Source organism: Microbulbifer hainanensis (assembly GCF_014904735.1).
Taxonomy (GTDB): domain Bacteria; phylum Pseudomonadota; class Gammaproteobacteria; order Pseudomonadales; family Cellvibrionaceae; genus Microbulbifer; species Microbulbifer hainanensis.
On record NZ_JACZCR010000044.1, the window covers coordinates 34,639 to 50,830 of the forward strand.

Sequence of the window (16,192 nt, forward strand, 5' to 3'; positions counted from 1 at the left end):
ATTTCCTTTTGTCTTTCGATCTATCTTGATTCAGGCCGCCGGCAACGCTTCGTCAGGAGAAACCTGATCGGCGCTCAGGGTAATCTCCACGCACTGGTCCATCTGCTGTTCGCCAACCATGTGTGTATTCCACCCGAGTAACGGTTCGCATTCAGGCTTTTCCGTTAACTGCACCGGCATAACCTGCGCGGTGTTCAAGGTCACGGATATCTCAAAGTCCATTTCAATGCCGGCACTAAACTGGATAAATGATTTAAGCGCTTCCAGTTTCTGGCTGCCGGGGGCAATCGTCATGAATTGCTCGTACGCCAACGGCTCTACCACAACACGGAATTTGTTCTGTGCCTGGAAGCAGTGGGTGCCAAGTATGGTATTGATTCCAAGGCAGTTATTGATGCCCTGAGGATAACCCGGACCGGGCAGGCGGCAGAGGACGTCTTCGGGCAACTCATCCCATTGCCCGCGGAATTGTTCAACTTTCACATCCAGGTCAAAGTGATGGCGGATCATACTGGTCAGTGCTGCGGCGGAGCATTGTTGCCGGCCGAGATGTCCAGCCATCCCCAGTAATGCCTCATCAGGTACCGACATCCGGTAGCGCATTTCGGTGGTACCGAGACCAGCGATCGATGCCAGTGCATGGCTGAACAGATCCGGCTCCCTCTCTCGACGCAGGTGGTGACGTTCGTAATTGGCCGGCAGCTGGTACTTGTGCCATGCCCGGTAGAGCAAAGAAATATGGCGGTGGTTAAAGATATCCAGGAAATCACGCAGCGCTGTGCTCTTCTCGCGTAACTCCTGCTGTATCACCTCTGTCAGATAGTAAGGCATTACGCCCTGGCTACCCATTAGACCTGTAAAGCCCACTTCCATATGCCACTGGTTCAATCCCTTATCGGAATTCTCGGCATCCTTTTTGGTGCGCTGTTCAAGACGAAGAATATCTGAGCCAACGAATGACAGGCTGGATTGCGCACTGAACCTCACCATCTCACGCCACGGCGGTGCCGAACTCGCCACTGGCTCAAGCGCATTACCTTCGCCAGCGTAGTTCGCCGCACGCTCAAGTAGCCTGACCGCCTGAAAAAATTCAAAGCGGTAGGGCTCGCGACGCAGTCGCTCTATTACAGTAACGCTTTGTCGCCGGCGCGAGGTGGCCATCTTTTCAGCTCTCCATCTCTGCCACTCAGCGTGGCAATCAGGCGGGTGAAGGAATTCAGAGAACAATAGAGCCCGAGAAAGCGCTCAAGAATGCTGGCAAACAACAGTGGGCTGGCGCCCGCCAACATCATCGAGTCCAGCTCTATCTCTACCTCTGTACCGCGACACAGCACCACACTGTCATCGATCTGAATTGGCGCGGTGATCGGCCTGGTTTGAAGTTTCAACAGGGATTCGATCAGGTTTCTGGTACTGGCTGAATCGCGGAAATCGTACAGTCGCAGGATTTCTTTCAGCGCTTCGCAACCACCGGTGCCAGATAGTGACAGGTGATTGAGGTTCAGGTGGGATATCAGCCGCCAATAACCGCGTTCCCTGCGCGGCGGGCGCAACGTCCCCGTGGGCGCAACCACACAACCAATCCGGCTGGCCGGTGCATCCCCGTCTACCACCTCCAGATAGGGTTGAGCGTTTCCAGTTGGCAGTTTTTTGGGGAGATTGCGATTACAACAGGTGAGCTTGACCGAGAGCGTCTGGTCGCTGATACGGTGAGGAGTAAAATCCAGGTCGACAAGCGAAATATCGACTTCTGTAGCCTGCTCATTACGGTGTTCGCCTTCCACGATATCGCGACGACGGATAAACCAGAAAGCTGACTGAGAAGCGGCACTCTGGCTGTGGCCGATGCCATAAAACGGGCGGTAGGGCGTGGTCTGCCCACTGCCATCGGTGGCCCCGACGTGGTCAACAGAATAGACCTCCAAACCATCACTGCGCCGGGCATCCGGGACTACGTGATAGCTGTATTGAGTGTGGCTCAGCGGAATTGGGTCCGCAATTTGCGGAAATAGGTTGACCACCGGCGTACAGCCCAATGCGAACATACTCGCGGCAATCTGCTTTTCGAGTTCGTCGTTGGACTCCGACAGGTAGAAATACAGGTTCAGCGTATCGCCGTAGCTGTCATTCAAAGCGCGATCTAAATGGGAAATATCGATAAAGTGGAACTTCTCCGGAAAGGCGAAGTACTCTGTCAGTAGTCGATAGCCCAGAAATGCGGTATCCGGATATGGCAGCAGGCCCTGTTCGGGCTCCAGTCCGACCTGCTGAATCGTATCAGGCTCCAGAATGCTCGGTCTCGGATCTGCTTCCCCACTGGCAACGACCAGCTTCACACATTTGCTGAGCAAAAGATCATAGAGAACATAGATATGACTTGGCTGGCCCCGCAGAAAAAACCGGAGCGCTTCCGGTTTCAGTTCGGCAAAGCTCAGATCCTGGCTGAGGGTTTTCAGTGACAGTTTCAGGACCGCATTAGCACCCTGAATTTCATTACAACCGGGCGCAATAAACGGACGCGGCATCAGGCTGGCACTTTCCACCTGAAAGGGGCAGACATCTACCGGATAGCGGGTTGTAAAACGACAGGTCTGGCCCTGGAAACTGTCGCTTTCCAGAAGCGTGTCGACTTCAACCGGGGTAATGGCATCCAGGTCGGGCTCGGGTTCAAACTGTACAATTGCGCAGGATGGAATTGGCCGAAGATAGTGGGGATACAAGGTCTCCAGCATGGCATCGGTGAGCTCGGGGAAATCATCGCTCAGCTTCTGCTGAACTCTGGCATTCATATAGGCAAAGCCGGATAAAAGCCGTCCTACCAGTGGATCGTCGACAGTATCGGCATCCAGTTGCAGCCGGGAGGCTGCGGCCGGGTGCATACGTGCGAACTCGCCAGCGGTCTGCTGGACGAAGGCCATTTCCCGCTCGTAGAGATCGATCAGCTTTTCACTCATTACATAATCTCCGACACATCCACGGTTTGTGTCACCGGGTTTAGTGTTGAGTCAAATACAATTACTTCGGCCGCGGGATTGACGTGGAGCACTGCTTCCACACGAAAGCGGATACTGGGATCCTCCGCGTCAACATTATCTGGCGTCGAGACCTTGACCGTGCGGATACGGGGCTCAAAACTGAGAATCGATCTTTCGATATCCCGACAGAATCGCTTGCGGCTATCCAGTGATGAGAGATTTACCGTCGATAGGTCCGGCAGACCGAAATTCATATTGGATGATTGCAAGTGGGTGTGACTCTCTGGGGCAGAGATGCAGCAGTAGCGGGTATTGAACAGGTGCTCTAGATCACGTCGCACGCCCTCGCGCAATTGCTTCAAAACCTGATGTGGCTGGTGGACGTCCATATTCCGGGACGACTCCAGCAAGCGGTCAAGCACTGGCGCCAGAAGGCGCTTTTCTTTCTGCATGTCTAGCGCACCGTGCCGATACCGACCTGGGCCAATGCCGTGGTCAGTTTGAGTTCAGATACCAAATGATCGACGGTATAGTGACTCTTCAGGTGAATGACACTCTGGTAACTGCCCACCTTCCCCGGTTCGTCTACCACTTGTACACGCGCTTCACGCAGCGGATATCTGGCCAACATCTCCCATGACAGGTCTTCGCGGCCAGTGGTATAGCGTTCCAGCCATTGCTGTAATTGACGTTCACAGTCTTTGGCATTCATATAAGCGCCTACTTTGTCCCGGATCATGACTTTGATGTAGTGCGCAAACCGCGAAGCACATAGAATCTGCTGCAACATGGCGCTGATCCGCGCGTTGGCGCTGGCTGCTTTGGTGGTGTACTGACGCGGTCGCTGAAGAGACGGGACACTGTTGAATGCGCTGTACGGCGTGTCATAACAGTGACTGAGGCAGGTAAAACCCAGGTCACTCAGTTCTCGCTCAACAAAGTCGGTGATGAGGATCGAGGTAGACATCCGCACCCGTTGCCCCGTGCTGTCGGGCTTGTAGGGCAGCGCTGGCAACTGGGTGACGAGCCCGCCACCAAGGTGGTCGCGGGCAACGCCGCGAATATGGGAAAACCAGCCTACTTCGCTGAACTCGCGAATCAGAACCACACCCAGCGCGAAACAGGCATTACCCCAGAGGTATTTATGGCTGTGCGAGGCAGCGACGTCCTCCGCAAAACGCAGACCGCGATAGCGGGAAAATTCTGTATTGTAAGGCTGACGCACAAGGACCTGTGGCAGTGTCACCGCGACAAAGCGACTGTCCTCCAGGTCGCGCAGGCCATTCCAGCGAATATATTCCTTCTGTCTAAAAATTTCACCAAAGTCGACCGGTTTGGCCAGGTCATCGAATTGGTCCACACCAAATAATTGCGGTGTGGCCGCACAGACAAAAGGAGCAAAAGCCGCTGCAGCGGTGTGGGCAATACCTTGCAGGGTAAAGACATCATCGAAAGGGTGACCCAGAGAAGGACGGTGGGAAACATAGTAGTCACCCAGGATCAAACCGAATGGCTCTCCGCCCGGGGTTCCGAATTCTTCGTTGTAAAGCAAGTGAAATAGCCCGGACTGGTCGAAATCCGGTGCTCTTTCGATATCTTTGGAAAGGTCCTTCCAGCTCGCGTCCAGCAATTTTATCTTTACGGAATCCGCGTGCGGCGCGTTGCACACCAGCAAGGATAGTCCACACCAGCTGGCTTCGAGCCGCTGGAATTGCGGATGGTGGAGTATGCTATTGACCTGGTCGCAAATGAGCTCGTCAAGTTCGGCTACCAGGCGGCTCAACCAGTCTGTTACTGAAAACCGGTCGCCATGGGCACAGGGACAGATTTCGATAAGCCAGTATTCGAACGCAAACAAATCATCAGGCTCGCGCAGAAATTTCTGCAGCACATCACTCCGCTGAGCGACGAATTGCGGCGGCAATAAACGCTCGGATTCGCGCATTTCAGCTTCAGCGTATGCAACGGTCACGGCGGGTGCCCCCAGAGAATAGACAGACAGGACAAATTCGTACCCTCTGCCACTTAATATGAGTCATCATAAGGAGAAGCGGCCCGCCAGATGGGCGGACCGCCTGTGCGCTTAACCGGCAGTAGGAATATTCGCAACCATACGCATGGAAGTTGTCAATTCTTCCATCTGCAACCACGGTTTGAGATAAGCCACAGCGCTATAACATCCCGGCTGACCCGGGATTTCTTTCACCTCTACCCGCGCGTCCGCGAGCGGGTATTTGGCTTTCATCTCGGGACTGGCATCGGGGTTGGAGTTGGTGTACTGGATGATCCATTTGTTCAGCCAGCGCTCACAATCACCAGCCTCCATAAAGGATCCCACCTTGTCGCGCGCCATGACCTTGAGGTAGTGCGCGATACGTGAAGTGGCCATCAGGTAAGGCAGCCTGGCGGAAATTGCCGAGTTGGACGTTGCATCGGGGTCGTCAAATACTTTCGGCTTCTGCGCGCTTTGAGAACCAAAAAATACTGAGTAATCAGTGTTTTTGTAGTGGCAAAGAGGGAGAAAACCCTGGGCACTGAGTTCGGCTTCGCGACGATCGGTAATACCGATCTCCGTCGGGCATTTCTGGTCGAGATCCCCGTCGTCACTCTTGAAGAGATGCGTCGGCAGTCCCTCGACTTTACCACCGCCCTCTGCACCGCGGATTGCTGTACACCAGGAATTCTCCGCGAAGGCTTTGGTCATGGTGGTGCCCATAACATAGGCTGCATTCATCCAGCAGTATTGGTTATGCTCCGCCGGACGAGAGACGCCGGACTCATCCACCTCAAACTCTTCAAAATTAAAAGATTCGATGGGTTTGGTATTGGAACCGTATGGTGTACGCGCCAGGCTTCTCGGCATCACAAGGGTGACAAAACGTGAATCATCGCTGTCGCGGAAGCTCCGCCACTTGATGTACTCCCCGGATTCGAAAATGCCACCCAGATCACGGGGCTTCGACAATTCGGTGAAGTCACTGAATCCAAACATTCCGGCTCCCGCCGCCGAGATGAATGGGCAGAAACCTGCTGCGGCCACGTTGGACATTTTACTCAGCAGTTCGATGTCCTCCGGGTGGCTGGTGAATTCATAATCACCAATCATGCAGCCGTAGGGCTCACCACCGGCGGTGCCGAATTCCTCTTCGTAAATCTTTTTGAAAGTCTGACTCTGGTCAAACTCAACCGCCTTGTCGAGGTCGCGGAACAATTCACGCTTGCTCAGGTTCATCATGCGGATCTTGAGTGTTGCACCGGTTTCGCTGTTCATGACCAGGTGGTTGAGGCCGCGCCAGGAGCCCTCCAGCTTCTGCAGTTTTTCATCGTGCAGAATCGCCGAAAGCTGTTTGGACATGGCTTCATCAATAGCCTTAACAGCCTTGTTGATCGTCTGGGTCAGGTTCCGGTCCCAGGTAACCGTACCTTTCAGAACCTGCTGGGTGAGATTGGCCAGCAGGTCCTGCGCCTCTTCCGGTGCCGTCTGCTTGGTTGCGGAAATCGCCTGCTCCAGGAGACTTACCGACTGCTCTTCCGCTTCACTTTCCGCTACATTTTCGACTTCGGTGCTCATTCTGCGTCCTCTCCCTGTTCTTCGCCGAGACCCAGCTGCTCCTTGATGGCGCCGACGTTATCGGTGCTCTTGAGGATGTCCTCCAGGACTTTTTCCAGTTCTTCGGAACGATCCGCTTTACTCAGGAGATCACGCAGTTTGCTGCGCGCTTCCAGTAACTGCTTCAGCGGCTCGACCTGCTCGACGATCTGTTCCGGGGAGAAGTCGTCCATGTGGTTGAAGTCCAGGTCCACCGCCATTTTGCTGCCATCGCCGGCCAGGGTATTCTCCACCTGCAGGCCGAGCTTGGGGTTTACCTTTGCCATGACATCGTTAAAGTTGTCGCGATCAATTTGCACGAACTTTCGCTCTTTGAGCGCTTTGCGGTTCTCAGTATTGTCACCGGAATAGTCACCCATCACACCGACGACAAATGGCAACTCTTTCTTGACTTCAGCACCGTTCGTTTCGACATCGTAAGTAATATGGACACGCGGCTTACGCACGCGCTTCAACTTGCTGTGAATGCTCTCGGACATCTCGGATCTCCTTTCCTCAATTGGGAACTATTGAAATATCTACCAGCTCACGCCGGTCTCAGTTTGCGGCTCTTCAGACCAGTCTGTCTGAGCGGGTGTCGACTCTGCGGGCTTGGCGGCCCCGGAGACTGCCGGGGTCGATGCCGGCGTGTGCGACGCCGCCGGCGGCGCCACATAGCGCCTGGTGTCGGAACCGTCCAACATGACACCGGTCAACTGTGAGTAAACAGCGCGCGACTGGTCATCTGGCAACAATTCCGTCATCAGTTCAGATACCGTCATCCGCCCCCAGCTAATCAGGCGCTCCAGGCCGGGCGCCAGCGGCGTATGCGGTTCATAAGTGCGAAAATAGCGTGCCACCTCTTCAAGTAACCCCAGTGCAGTCTCGCGGGATGAAACCGGACCAGCACTAGCGGAGGCTCCCGGGGCCGTTGCAGTGGCATTAGTCATTGACAGATCTCCACTGTTTACTGAATCGTCCACCTCCATCGAGTCGGCGATCGCTTCCAGCTGGTCTTTATAGATAAAGCGAGCGGTACGCAAAACTTCGTCGAGTAATGCGGTGATATTGCTCGTCGGCGGGGCGTCGTGACCACAGCTTTTCCTGAGGGTATCGCTGATATTCTTGAAATGAGTGGCAGCTTCTTCAATCGTAGCCACCAGGCTGGCGGCCCAATCACTGCTAGCAGTGATTACGCATTGCTCTATATCAGAGAGGCTGTAGCCCAGCGTCTCCAGTCGCGCGGCCTTCGCATCGTCATCCGCGATACGATCGGCGTCTCTTGCCTGCTGGTACTGGAAGAAGGAATAGGCCCCATAGTCGCCTTCAGGGGTTATGTCGGCACTGCGAATTGGCAGCATCAACGTACCGTCACCGCCATCACCATTTAACCCCGACAGTGGTGCTACTTTGGTCTCCAGTCCATCTTCATCCGGTTCCGGATAGAGCCCCTCCCAATATTCCGCTACCAGCCGGTCGATCAGCGCGAAGCCATCGCGCAACCCGGTAAAGCCGTGCAGCCTTATCAGGGCCTCGGTATACCAACTGGCAACTTCCAGGTCTTTGCTCTGTCCTTTGAGGATTTTTTCGGCTGTTTTGGAAACATCGCGCCAGGGGGCCAGCAAGTCCGCATCGCTCTCATCGAACATGGCCGAGCGCTCAGCGGCTCGGGCACTATTGCGTGCATCCTTGATGGTGTAATAGTCGGAGGTTGGCGAGCGGTCCTCGCGGATATCACAGCCAGAGGGCTGATCAGGAGAAATTTCTGCCGCCAGATCGTCAATATTGATCACGTACGGGAATGCCATGAAAAGTCCTTTTTATTCAAATTTTTCCTTGATAACCCGGGAACGGCAAAAAATCCCGGGAAAAATCCCGGGAAAAATCCAGCAGCATCCAGAGCCGGATTGCACTTTATATTTAATACAATGACACCAAATTCAGCACCCCTGTCCCATTTCTGGAATCTCTCGCAAAATCTGGGCTCTCTCTATGGTTGCACCTGTTCGCACCGGAATATTTTCCGATCCGATCACAAATCATCTAAGGCGCGACTTACACAAAAATATTTTAATTAGCTCAACACGAGTCTTAACTGAAGTGATTCTACTAAATGTTAATGGCCGCTGGATACAAAATAACAACGATGCACTACAAATGAATTTAGCTGCCAAAACTATTTAGCTAACCTTTAGCCACCAATGATTCAAAACAGTAGTACCACATAAGTCATGTTATTTTTACGGACCACCTAATACGCCTACCTATATAGACGGTATTCGCGATGCAATTTTAAATTATTTAATTTAATTTCTCCTGCAATCCCGGAGAAAACCTCATTACAAAGCATTACAATCGTACAACTTCAACAGCCATGCTTTTAGTACACCTGCAAAAGTCCTTTCTATATTCTGGCATTCTTACTTAGCTTTCCAACCTCCTCCCACCACTACATTTGTATGGCCGGAGCGCCCAGCATAGTGCAATAAAGAGCTGGATCTGGCAGGGATGGACTCAACAATGTCGTAGGCGCCAACTGGGGTGAGCCTGGGCACCACCAAAGGCTGTAACTGGAATTCTCTCTGCCGTAAAGCCGATGTAGGAGTGTCGGATAAAGGCAGGAGATCTCTGATCCATCTTCACCAGAAGCTAAAATCGCCCCTCGGTTATTTGCGACAGCTGCCGCGGAAAAATCGCTAACGCACTGCACAGGAAACCTTTCGATCAACTGGTCCGCCTGTAGCGTGTTCTGCAATGCTTCCAGCGCCAGTCCGGCAAGGATCACAAACCAGTCAGCGAGCCTGGCTTGTATGGAAAACGGATCCGCACCATCACCAATCGGGGATGCCATAGTTAATGGAAAGTAACGGCCCACACTGTCTACGCTCGGCACCAATACACCGGCCCACGAACGCTCATCCAACACCCCAGCAGTGAAGGCAAAACGCCAGATCGGACTGGTCAGGTAGTAGTCCAGCCAGTTTTCCCCGATTAATTCTCTGGACCCATAGACGGCGCGTTGCAGCCATTCATCCCAGGGAGTGACGAAACTCCCCGGCAACTGACGCTGTATAAAGTCACCGTGGCCGGGGAGTTTTCCGTACAATCCGCCAGTAATCTGCACTTTGGACTTCTGTATCACAAGGTTTCCGGACAGCGATAGCCGCCCAGTAAAGTACTGTCAAACGGATTGCTGGCAGCGGAGGCCAGTAAACGAAATTGCGCCTTGCGCCCCTCTTCCTCAAAGGTCACGAAATATTCAGTGCTGCTGCGGCCGGATTCCAAATCTGAACTGCCGAGCAACCGATACCAGGCCCAATCTCCCTCGAAATGCTGACGGTGTACAGTTTCGTTGAGATCTTCAAAAATAATCCGTACTCGATTACTTTCCCCACCACGCCAGGTCAGTTTTTTAGGCGTCCTTGGACCGTGGGAGTATGGGACACGCTGCCCGCCGATTTCCAACTCAAACAGTCGCACACTGGAATCCAGTTTGGTGGGTTCAATCCGGAACGAATAGCTCGCCTGCTCGCCAGCGCTAAAGAAGGTATCGCGAATGCGCTCTGCGCGTCTCAGTTGTGATAGAGCCGTCTGGGAGAGTCCCAAGCCCTGCCCCTCAAGGGATTTCACTTTCCAGTTGCGCGTGTCGATAAAAGGTTTCAGGTATTCGCTGACAAATGCCTGCTCAGTACCGCCGGGCTTGAAAAATTTGTTGAATTCCATCACCGGTACTTCCTGGTCGCGATCACTGCGCAACGGATAGCGATTGGCAAGGCTGCGCGCATAATTACTGTACACCTGATCACGCCAAATTCGATCCGCATGGAGTTTGGCTTTTGCCATTACCAACGCCCAAGTGCTGTCGGCAATTGCGTTCAGCCAGCCATCAAACGGCACCGGTGCGTTTGCGGCCTTAATCCGCAATTGCTTGATGGCATCTCCCCCTCCGCCACTGAACCGGGCCTTTGCACTCGCAAATGCCGCTTCATTGGCATCTGCGGCACTATCAATTTCGGTCAGATATTCCTGAACCTTGGTAATCGCAGCGAGGTATTCCTGTATCCGCGCCGGACGTCCCTTTTCACTCTGCGTGAGCCGCTGGAGCTCTTCAAAACGTAAATCGACACTAGTGGGTTGAAAGCGTCCTTGCAGTGCACCGGCTGCGCCGCTGACGGCCGCCGATCCCAGCTTTCTGGTAGTGCTTGATACCGGCATCGCGACACCCGAGGCGCCGGAGGGCAGCTCCGGCCGCGGTGTCAGCCGGGTATTGTCGGCGGTGATTTCTGCCACCGCCAGGAGTGGCGAGTAGACCGGGTCAGCCAGCTTTGCCAATGTGTCCAGTGCCTGGCTGGTCGAACGAAAGCGCTGTATCGCGAAGCCGCGCAGGAACTGGTCCCATCGCTGCTGGTACTCACTGAGGTAGATACGTTTTACGTCTTCGCCCAGCTGCTTGCGATCCGCTTCGGTGAACTCCTCACCACTGATTTCGCCACCGTATATCCAGCGCTCATCCGAGAGCTGTGTTAGTAGCGGAGAATCCGCGCCGAAATCCAGTTCTTTATAACCGGCCTTGGTATAGAGATAAGGGATGGAAAACTTCGGATCCGATGCCGCCACGCCGAATAGCTGCTCGGTATCACCTCCGATCTCCCCGTACAGATCGACCGGTGTCACTCCAAGATCACTACGCTGTAATTGCGCATAGAGCCGCTGGGGTACCGGGACACGGCGAAGCTGCTGGCGCGCTCGAGCGACTACGCGCTCATTCGGCTGGAGGGTCGCCGGCAAGGGTTCGGCCAGCAGGGCTTGCAGATGGTCATTAAACTGCGCCAGCTGGTCGGCTTTACCACTTAACTGGCGCTCCCAATTAGTCGTATAGTAATTTTCCAGCTCAGCAGTATCGAACTTATCCGGATTAAAGAACATCAGATAATCTTTTAGCGTTCCGGCGAGTGCCGGGTCATCGCTGCCCAGCTGCGTGAGATCCCGCTCTATATCACGCATGAGCGCGGGTAGAAATGTCTGCGTCAGCTGCTGGCGATACAGCCGATCGGCAGCCTGATCCACTCGATCATCGTATAAACCAAGGTTGCTGAGCCACGGGTGGTCCTCGCGTTCGTATACAGACGCGGCATGCCGCAATGGCTCCAGTACTTTAAGACTTGCAATGGGAGTGAATTTATCGCCGACACTTGCTTGGGCTTTCTGATACTCGGCAATATGGCGGTCGACTTCCCCCATATAGACCTTGTTTCGTGCGACACTCCCCGTCCACAGAAAGAGTGCGCCAGCAAACACTACTGCGAGGGAGACGTAGACGCCGCGGCGCAACCACTGTGTGGCCGCCTCAATCTTGCGATTGACACCAACCAGCTCTGCTTCGGGGAAAACCACGTCCTTAAGCAGTCGATGCAGGAAAAAGCTTTTACCGCTGCCCTGGAATTTCTGGCCCATATCGCGTTCGAGTCCAAAGTCCGCACTGATTGAAGCCATCATACGGTCGATAGGACTGCCTTCCTGGGTACCACTGGTAAAATAGATACCCCGGACCATCGGAACCGTATCGTACCGATTGGCACCGAAAGTCTGCTTGATGAAATCAGCGAGTACTCCCTGTAGGTTTTCCATCCGCGCGGGAAATCCCTGCAACAACGCCCGTTTCTCGATATTGCGTTCCTGGTGTACCCGCCACAGTACGCGCTGGTTGAGTCGTTCTATCAACTGCGCGAACTCTTCTGCAAAAGTATCCAGGGGCGCACCGGTTGTCGTACTGGTCTCTGCGGGAAAGCTGACTCCCCAGACCTGTTCACGTTCGGCCTGGGACAGGTTATCAAAGAACTCACTAAACCCCGCGACCAAGTCACACTTGGTAAATGTCAGGTAGATAGGAAATCGAATGCCCAACTCGCGCTGGAGCTCGTCGATGCGCTGGCGAATGGTCTTGGCCTGGTGCAATCGCTGCTCTGCTGTCTGGACCATGAGATCCTGCAGACTGATGGCAACGAGCGCACCGTTGATCGGACGGCGACGACGATAGCGTTTCAACAATCCGAGAAAGGCCTGCCAGGCACTGTTATCGTGCACGCGGTGGCTGTCCTGCGTCGTATACCGTCCTGCGGTATCGATGAGGACCGCATCATTGGTAAACCACCAGTCGCAGTTTCGCGTTCCACCGACTCCACCTAGCGCCTCCTTGCCGTGAGAGTTGGCCAGTGGAAATTCCAGACCCGAGTTGACCAGCGCGGTCGTCTTCCCGGAACCGGGCGGACCGATAATGATGTACCAGGGAAGCTGGTAGAGGGAAACATTGCCGCGCTCGGACTTGAACCGGGCTTTGCGCAGCACTTCCATCGCCTCGCGAAAACGGTTTGACAGCGCGCCCAGCTCTTCACGACTGCGCGCCTCGTCCGGATCAACAGCCTCGTCCTGCGATTCTTCGATTTCATCAATCAGCGCGCGATTCTGCCGACGTTCGACGAGCCACTGACTCAGGTGCCAGACGATCCAGACCGCGAACAGGAAAACAATAATCGTCAACCGCGTCTTGTGCGACAGGGTCGCATTGTCGCTGCCAAATTTGATGTAATCCGCGCCATACCAGATTAGTAACGAAAGAGCCAAAAGGCCGATCAACCCCACTACCCATTTATTGGTAAAAAAATCGCGCAGGCGTTTCATGCATTGCTCCATTGACCAGGCTGGGAAGGCACTGGCGGTCTTTGTCCTTGATTACCGGTTCGGCGCAGTCTCAACCGGTTCCGATTTATCTACGCCGGCCAACGTCACAATACGCTCTGCGACCGGTGTCGCGCCCTGGTAAAGCCACCAGCGAAATCCGGTGTAGGTGAGGACCAGTACACCGAAAACCACACTGGCGATGACCCACAGGGGGATGTAATGAATCAGACGCGATTTGCGCTCGACACAGCCCTGCCAGTGCGGGGCCAGATCTCGCTCCATAGATGGGCGGTGCCGCTCAATGGTCTGATAGAGATTGTCGCGGATCTGCTCCAGCTGCTCGTGGCCCCGCTGAACCAGGCGATATTTTCCTTGAAAGCCGAGGCTTAAACAGAGATAGAACAGCTCCAGCAACTCGAGATGCGATCCGGGCGTCTCCAGTAGCCGCTGCAAAATCGCAAAGCATTTCTCGCCGCCAAATGTCTCCTTGTGAAACAGGCTCAGCAGCGAGTGCTGACTCCAGCCACTGGCGGTACCCCAGGGCGTGGACAGGACCACTTCGTCTACAACCGTACACAGGAGATAGCGCGCAGTAAGCACCGTCTCCGGTGCGAGCGAGAGTTGCTTCGCTTCCTGCTCGAAACTCTGAATTTCCCTCGTCAGGCGCTTGTGCAGATCCGGTGCATTATCGTGCTTCATCGTATTGCGCAGTTTGATGACCGCGGCCAGCAACTTGGAAGCTGACGCAACCAATGGATTGAGACTATTGCGCACGCTGATTTCGTGAGAATTGTCGATACCGGTCAATGCGTTGGCTTGCTGTGCGGCACCCGCACGATTTACTGACGCCGCCCCGGGGGTAGGAACCAGCACCGTGCGGTCTCCCGCACTCGGTGCGCGGGGCGGAGTGAAGCTATCATTGCTCATTTTCAGTTGTTCCTAATCGCCCAGAGTTCCATGGTCAACCCGGGGAATTCAGCCCCCAGGTGAACGGCAAAACCTCCGGAGCGCTTCATGGCCTGCCACAATTCGCCACTGCGCTCCAATTCGAAATAGGTAAATCCTGCATGGTAGGGTATCTGCCGCGGTGCCACCGGCAATGCCCGCAGCGACAGACCGGGTAATTGCGCCGAGATGAGTTCGCGAATAGCCTCGACCGGAGCGATTTTCGCCTGACCCGGGAAACGGCTTCGCAATAGGTCTCCGGGCATGTCCGCTTTCGCGGCCATAATGAAACTCGCGGAGCTGATCAACGATGGATCTGTCACCGGGGCGACAAAGATGCCGTACTTGCGCTGGACGAGCTCCATCGCTATGGCCGTCTGTTCCAGTACCGTCGACAGCGATTGACGGAGAGCCGAAAATAGTCCCGCGTAACTCTGTTGCAGGTTTTCATGTGCATAGATGGGAATTTCCGGTGGCCGCTTGTTTTGCGCCGTGAATGTCGAGAGCTCACCGGCCAATTGCAGCAATTCCAGATAGAAGCTGTGCGGGTGCAGTCGCGGCTGGGCCGTCAATTGCCTCAACAGTGGCTCGAAGCGATTAATCACCTGCAGTAATAGGTAGTCGGCAATTTCGGCCGAACCGCTACGCCCGCTGTCGCTCAGCCGGTGCCCCAGTGCAGCGCCTCGATGATCCAACAGGCCTTTGATCTCCTCGACATATGCCTTTATGACAGATGAAGCCTCAGCATTTAGCAGCGGCGGAATATAGTCCGCATCGAGCTCAACCGGCTTTTCCGGCTGACGTTCGCGAATCCTGGCGATGCCAATGGCCGCATAGCCGCTCAGATCTTCGCTACCGAGCTTCAGGCAGGCACGCAGTTTTCCTATCTGGATACGTGCGGACTCGCCGGATGACGACGCACTATTCCGCGCATCAAAATTGCTGGTCTGATAGCGCGCCTGAGGGAAATCTTCCTGATCTCGCACCGATTCCTGATTACCCGGGCGGCGCATCGGGATACACAGGAATACTACTTCATCGCGGGTATTGACCGGGACTTCGAGTACGTCCGGAAGGTGTTCGTTCTCCGGCGCCAGCATCGGTGTCCCATCGGGGAAAATTACATTGACCCTGGAGACGGAAATTTTACCCATGGCCAGCGGCTCACTGTCGATGGCCAACTCCACCAGCCCCCAGGTATACGGGCCCAGTGCATTTGTACGTGCCTCCAGCAACTGCTCAAGATAGCGGTCCTGCTGCTGGAAATGTTGTGGACGCAGGAACATTCCCTCGTTCCAGATCACCTTGTTATTCGCTGACATAGTTTTTCCTTCCTGGAACGCAGCGCTCCTTTCAAATTGCAGCGCCGAAGTCTTACTGGAATGCCTGTTACTGTCCGGTTTCTTCCATGTTCTCCAGTTGGGCGCGCATGCGCTCATACTCAGCACTGGAAATTGTTACGGTCTTTTGTCCCTCTTTGCGATCCCCGCTGCGCTGTGTATCGGAGGATTTCCTGTGCATGGCAATTTCTTTCGGTGTTCCGATCCGCGTGCCGGAAAGTGCCACCTGATACTCGTTCTCTTTGTGATCGGTAATGGGCAACACCATCAGCGCGTCAGCCTCCTGGTAGCGCACAAATTCTGCGAGCAGGCCGATGTACTTCACCTCCGGGGTCAGATCCAGAGTCTCGACACGTTGTTCCCCGGGAGCGAATTCCTTCAGTACCACGGTGTTGATCAGATCTTTGCCAAGTCTTGACTGGGCGTTTTCATATAAATTCAGGAAATCTTCCCGGGCAAACTGACGATCGTCGGCAAGCATAAAGACCCGCACGACAACTGGCGATGCCCGGCCATCACTATCGGGGTTTACGTCGTTTTTTATATCCACGGCAAGGGCAACACTGGTATCAAGGTTCAGTGTTCGGCGCGTGGTCTGGCAACTGCTTACCAATAGTGCAAGCACACCGACGAGTAGCAATTTAAGCAGTGATTGAAAGGTCACG

Annotated in this window: 12 protein-coding genes; all 12 read right to left on the minus strand. The window is 54.5% G+C overall.

Features of this window, described 5'->3' with window-relative positions; all coding sequences use genetic code 11:
* Nucleotides 1–30 precede the first annotated feature (30 nt).
* The 12 genes from tssG to tssJ all read right to left on the minus strand — a co-directional run bounded on the left by tssG (nucleotide 31) and on the right by tssJ (nucleotide 16,191).
* On the minus strand, nucleotides 31–1,161 hold the full coding sequence (gene tssG / locus IG168_RS16890; RefSeq protein ID WP_193165770.1) for a type VI secretion system baseplate subunit TssG: 1,131 nt from the start codon (nucleotides 1,159–1,161) through the stop codon (nucleotides 31–33).
* On the minus strand, nucleotides 1,125–2,954 hold the full coding sequence (tssF, locus tag IG168_RS16895; protein WP_193165772.1) for a type VI secretion system baseplate subunit TssF: 1,830 nt from the start codon (nucleotides 2,952–2,954) through the stop codon (nucleotides 1,125–1,127). Before tssF ends, tssG begins: the two co-directional genes overlap by 37 nt.
* On the minus strand, nucleotides 2,954–3,427 hold the full coding sequence (tssE, locus tag IG168_RS16900; RefSeq protein WP_193165774.1) for a type VI secretion system baseplate subunit TssE: 474 nt from the start codon (nucleotides 3,425–3,427) through the stop codon (nucleotides 2,954–2,956). The genes tssF and tssE overlap by 1 nt, the downstream gene beginning before the upstream one ends.
* 2 nt (nucleotides 3,428–3,429) lie before the next feature.
* Complete coding sequence (tssC, locus tag IG168_RS16905) at nucleotides 3,430–4,947, minus strand: type VI secretion system contractile sheath large subunit (RefSeq protein WP_319024743.1); 1,518 nt, start codon at nucleotides 4,945–4,947, stop codon at nucleotides 3,430–3,432.
* Nucleotides 4,948–5,058: 111 nt separating this feature from the next.
* A complete protein-coding gene (tssC, locus tag IG168_RS16910) occupies nucleotides 5,059–6,546 on the minus strand; it encodes a type VI secretion system contractile sheath large subunit (protein WP_193165776.1) in 1,488 nt (495 codons plus the stop codon).
* Nucleotides 6,543–7,064, minus strand: coding sequence for a type VI secretion system contractile sheath small subunit (gene tssB / locus IG168_RS16915; RefSeq protein ID WP_193165778.1), 522 nt, complete (start codon nucleotides 7,062–7,064; stop codon nucleotides 6,543–6,545). The genes tssC (IG168_RS16910) and tssB overlap by 4 nt, the downstream gene beginning before the upstream one ends.
* 39 nt (nucleotides 7,065–7,103) lie before the next feature.
* Nucleotides 7,104–8,372 carry a type VI secretion system protein TssA gene (tssA, locus tag IG168_RS16920; protein ID WP_193165779.1) on the minus strand — a complete coding sequence of 423 codons (1,269 nt, stop codon included), beginning with the start codon at nucleotides 8,370–8,372 and terminating at the stop codon, nucleotides 7,104–7,106.
* Between the two features lie 641 nt (nucleotides 8,373–9,013).
* Nucleotides 9,014–9,706, minus strand: a complete 693-nt coding sequence (tagF, locus tag IG168_RS16925; RefSeq protein ID WP_193165780.1) for a type VI secretion system-associated protein TagF — start codon at nucleotides 9,704–9,706, stop codon at nucleotides 9,014–9,016.
* A complete protein-coding gene (gene tssM, locus IG168_RS16930) occupies nucleotides 9,703–13,242 on the minus strand; it encodes a type VI secretion system membrane subunit TssM (RefSeq protein WP_193165781.1) in 3,540 nt (1,179 codons plus the stop codon). Before tssM ends, tagF begins: the two co-directional genes overlap by 4 nt.
* A gap of 51 nt (nucleotides 13,243–13,293) precedes the next feature.
* Complete coding sequence (gene icmH / locus IG168_RS16935) at nucleotides 13,294–14,169, minus strand: type IVB secretion system protein IcmH/DotU (protein WP_193165782.1); 876 nt, start codon at nucleotides 14,167–14,169, stop codon at nucleotides 13,294–13,296.
* Between the two features lie 2 nt (nucleotides 14,170–14,171).
* A complete protein-coding gene (gene tssK / locus IG168_RS16940) occupies nucleotides 14,172–15,509 on the minus strand; it encodes a type VI secretion system baseplate subunit TssK (RefSeq protein ID WP_193165783.1) in 1,338 nt (445 codons plus the stop codon).
* Nucleotides 15,510–15,576: 67 nt separating this feature from the next.
* The gene (tssJ, locus tag IG168_RS16945) at nucleotides 15,577–16,191 is read right to left on the minus strand and encodes a type VI secretion system lipoprotein TssJ (protein WP_319024744.1); all 615 of its coding nucleotides are present in this window, start codon (nucleotides 16,189–16,191) and stop codon (nucleotides 15,577–15,579) included.
* Nucleotide 16,192: the final 1 nt, after the last annotated feature.

Coding starts and splice junctions, on each gene's coding strand:
- tssG (WP_193165770.1), bottom strand. CDS start 1,161: ATGGCCACCTCGCGCCGGCGACAAAGCGTTACTGTAATAGAGCGACTG.
- tssF (WP_193165772.1), bottom strand. CDS start 2,954: ATGAGTGAAAAGCTGATCGATCTCTACGAGCGGGAAATGGCCTTCGTC.
- tssE (WP_193165774.1), bottom strand. CDS start 3,427: ATGCAGAAAGAAAAGCGCCTTCTGGCGCCAGTGCTTGACCGCTTGCTG.
- tssC (WP_193165776.1), bottom strand. CDS start 6,546: ATGAGCACCGAAGTCGAAAATGTAGCGGAAAGTGAAGCGGAAGAGCAG.
- tssB (WP_193165778.1), bottom strand. CDS start 7,064: ATGTCCGAGAGCATTCACAGCAAGTTGAAGCGCGTGCGTAAGCCGCGT.
- tssA (WP_193165779.1), bottom strand. CDS start 8,372: ATGGCATTCCCGTACGTGATCAATATTGACGATCTGGCGGCAGAAATT.
- tssM (WP_193165781.1), bottom strand. CDS start 13,242: ATGAAACGCCTGCGCGATTTTTTTACCAATAAATGGGTAGTGGGGTTG.
- icmH (WP_193165782.1), bottom strand. CDS start 14,169: ATGAGCAATGATAGCTTCACTCCGCCCCGCGCACCGAGTGCGGGAGAC.
- tssK (WP_193165783.1), bottom strand. CDS start 15,509: ATGTCAGCGAATAACAAGGTGATCTGGAACGAGGGAATGTTCCTGCGT.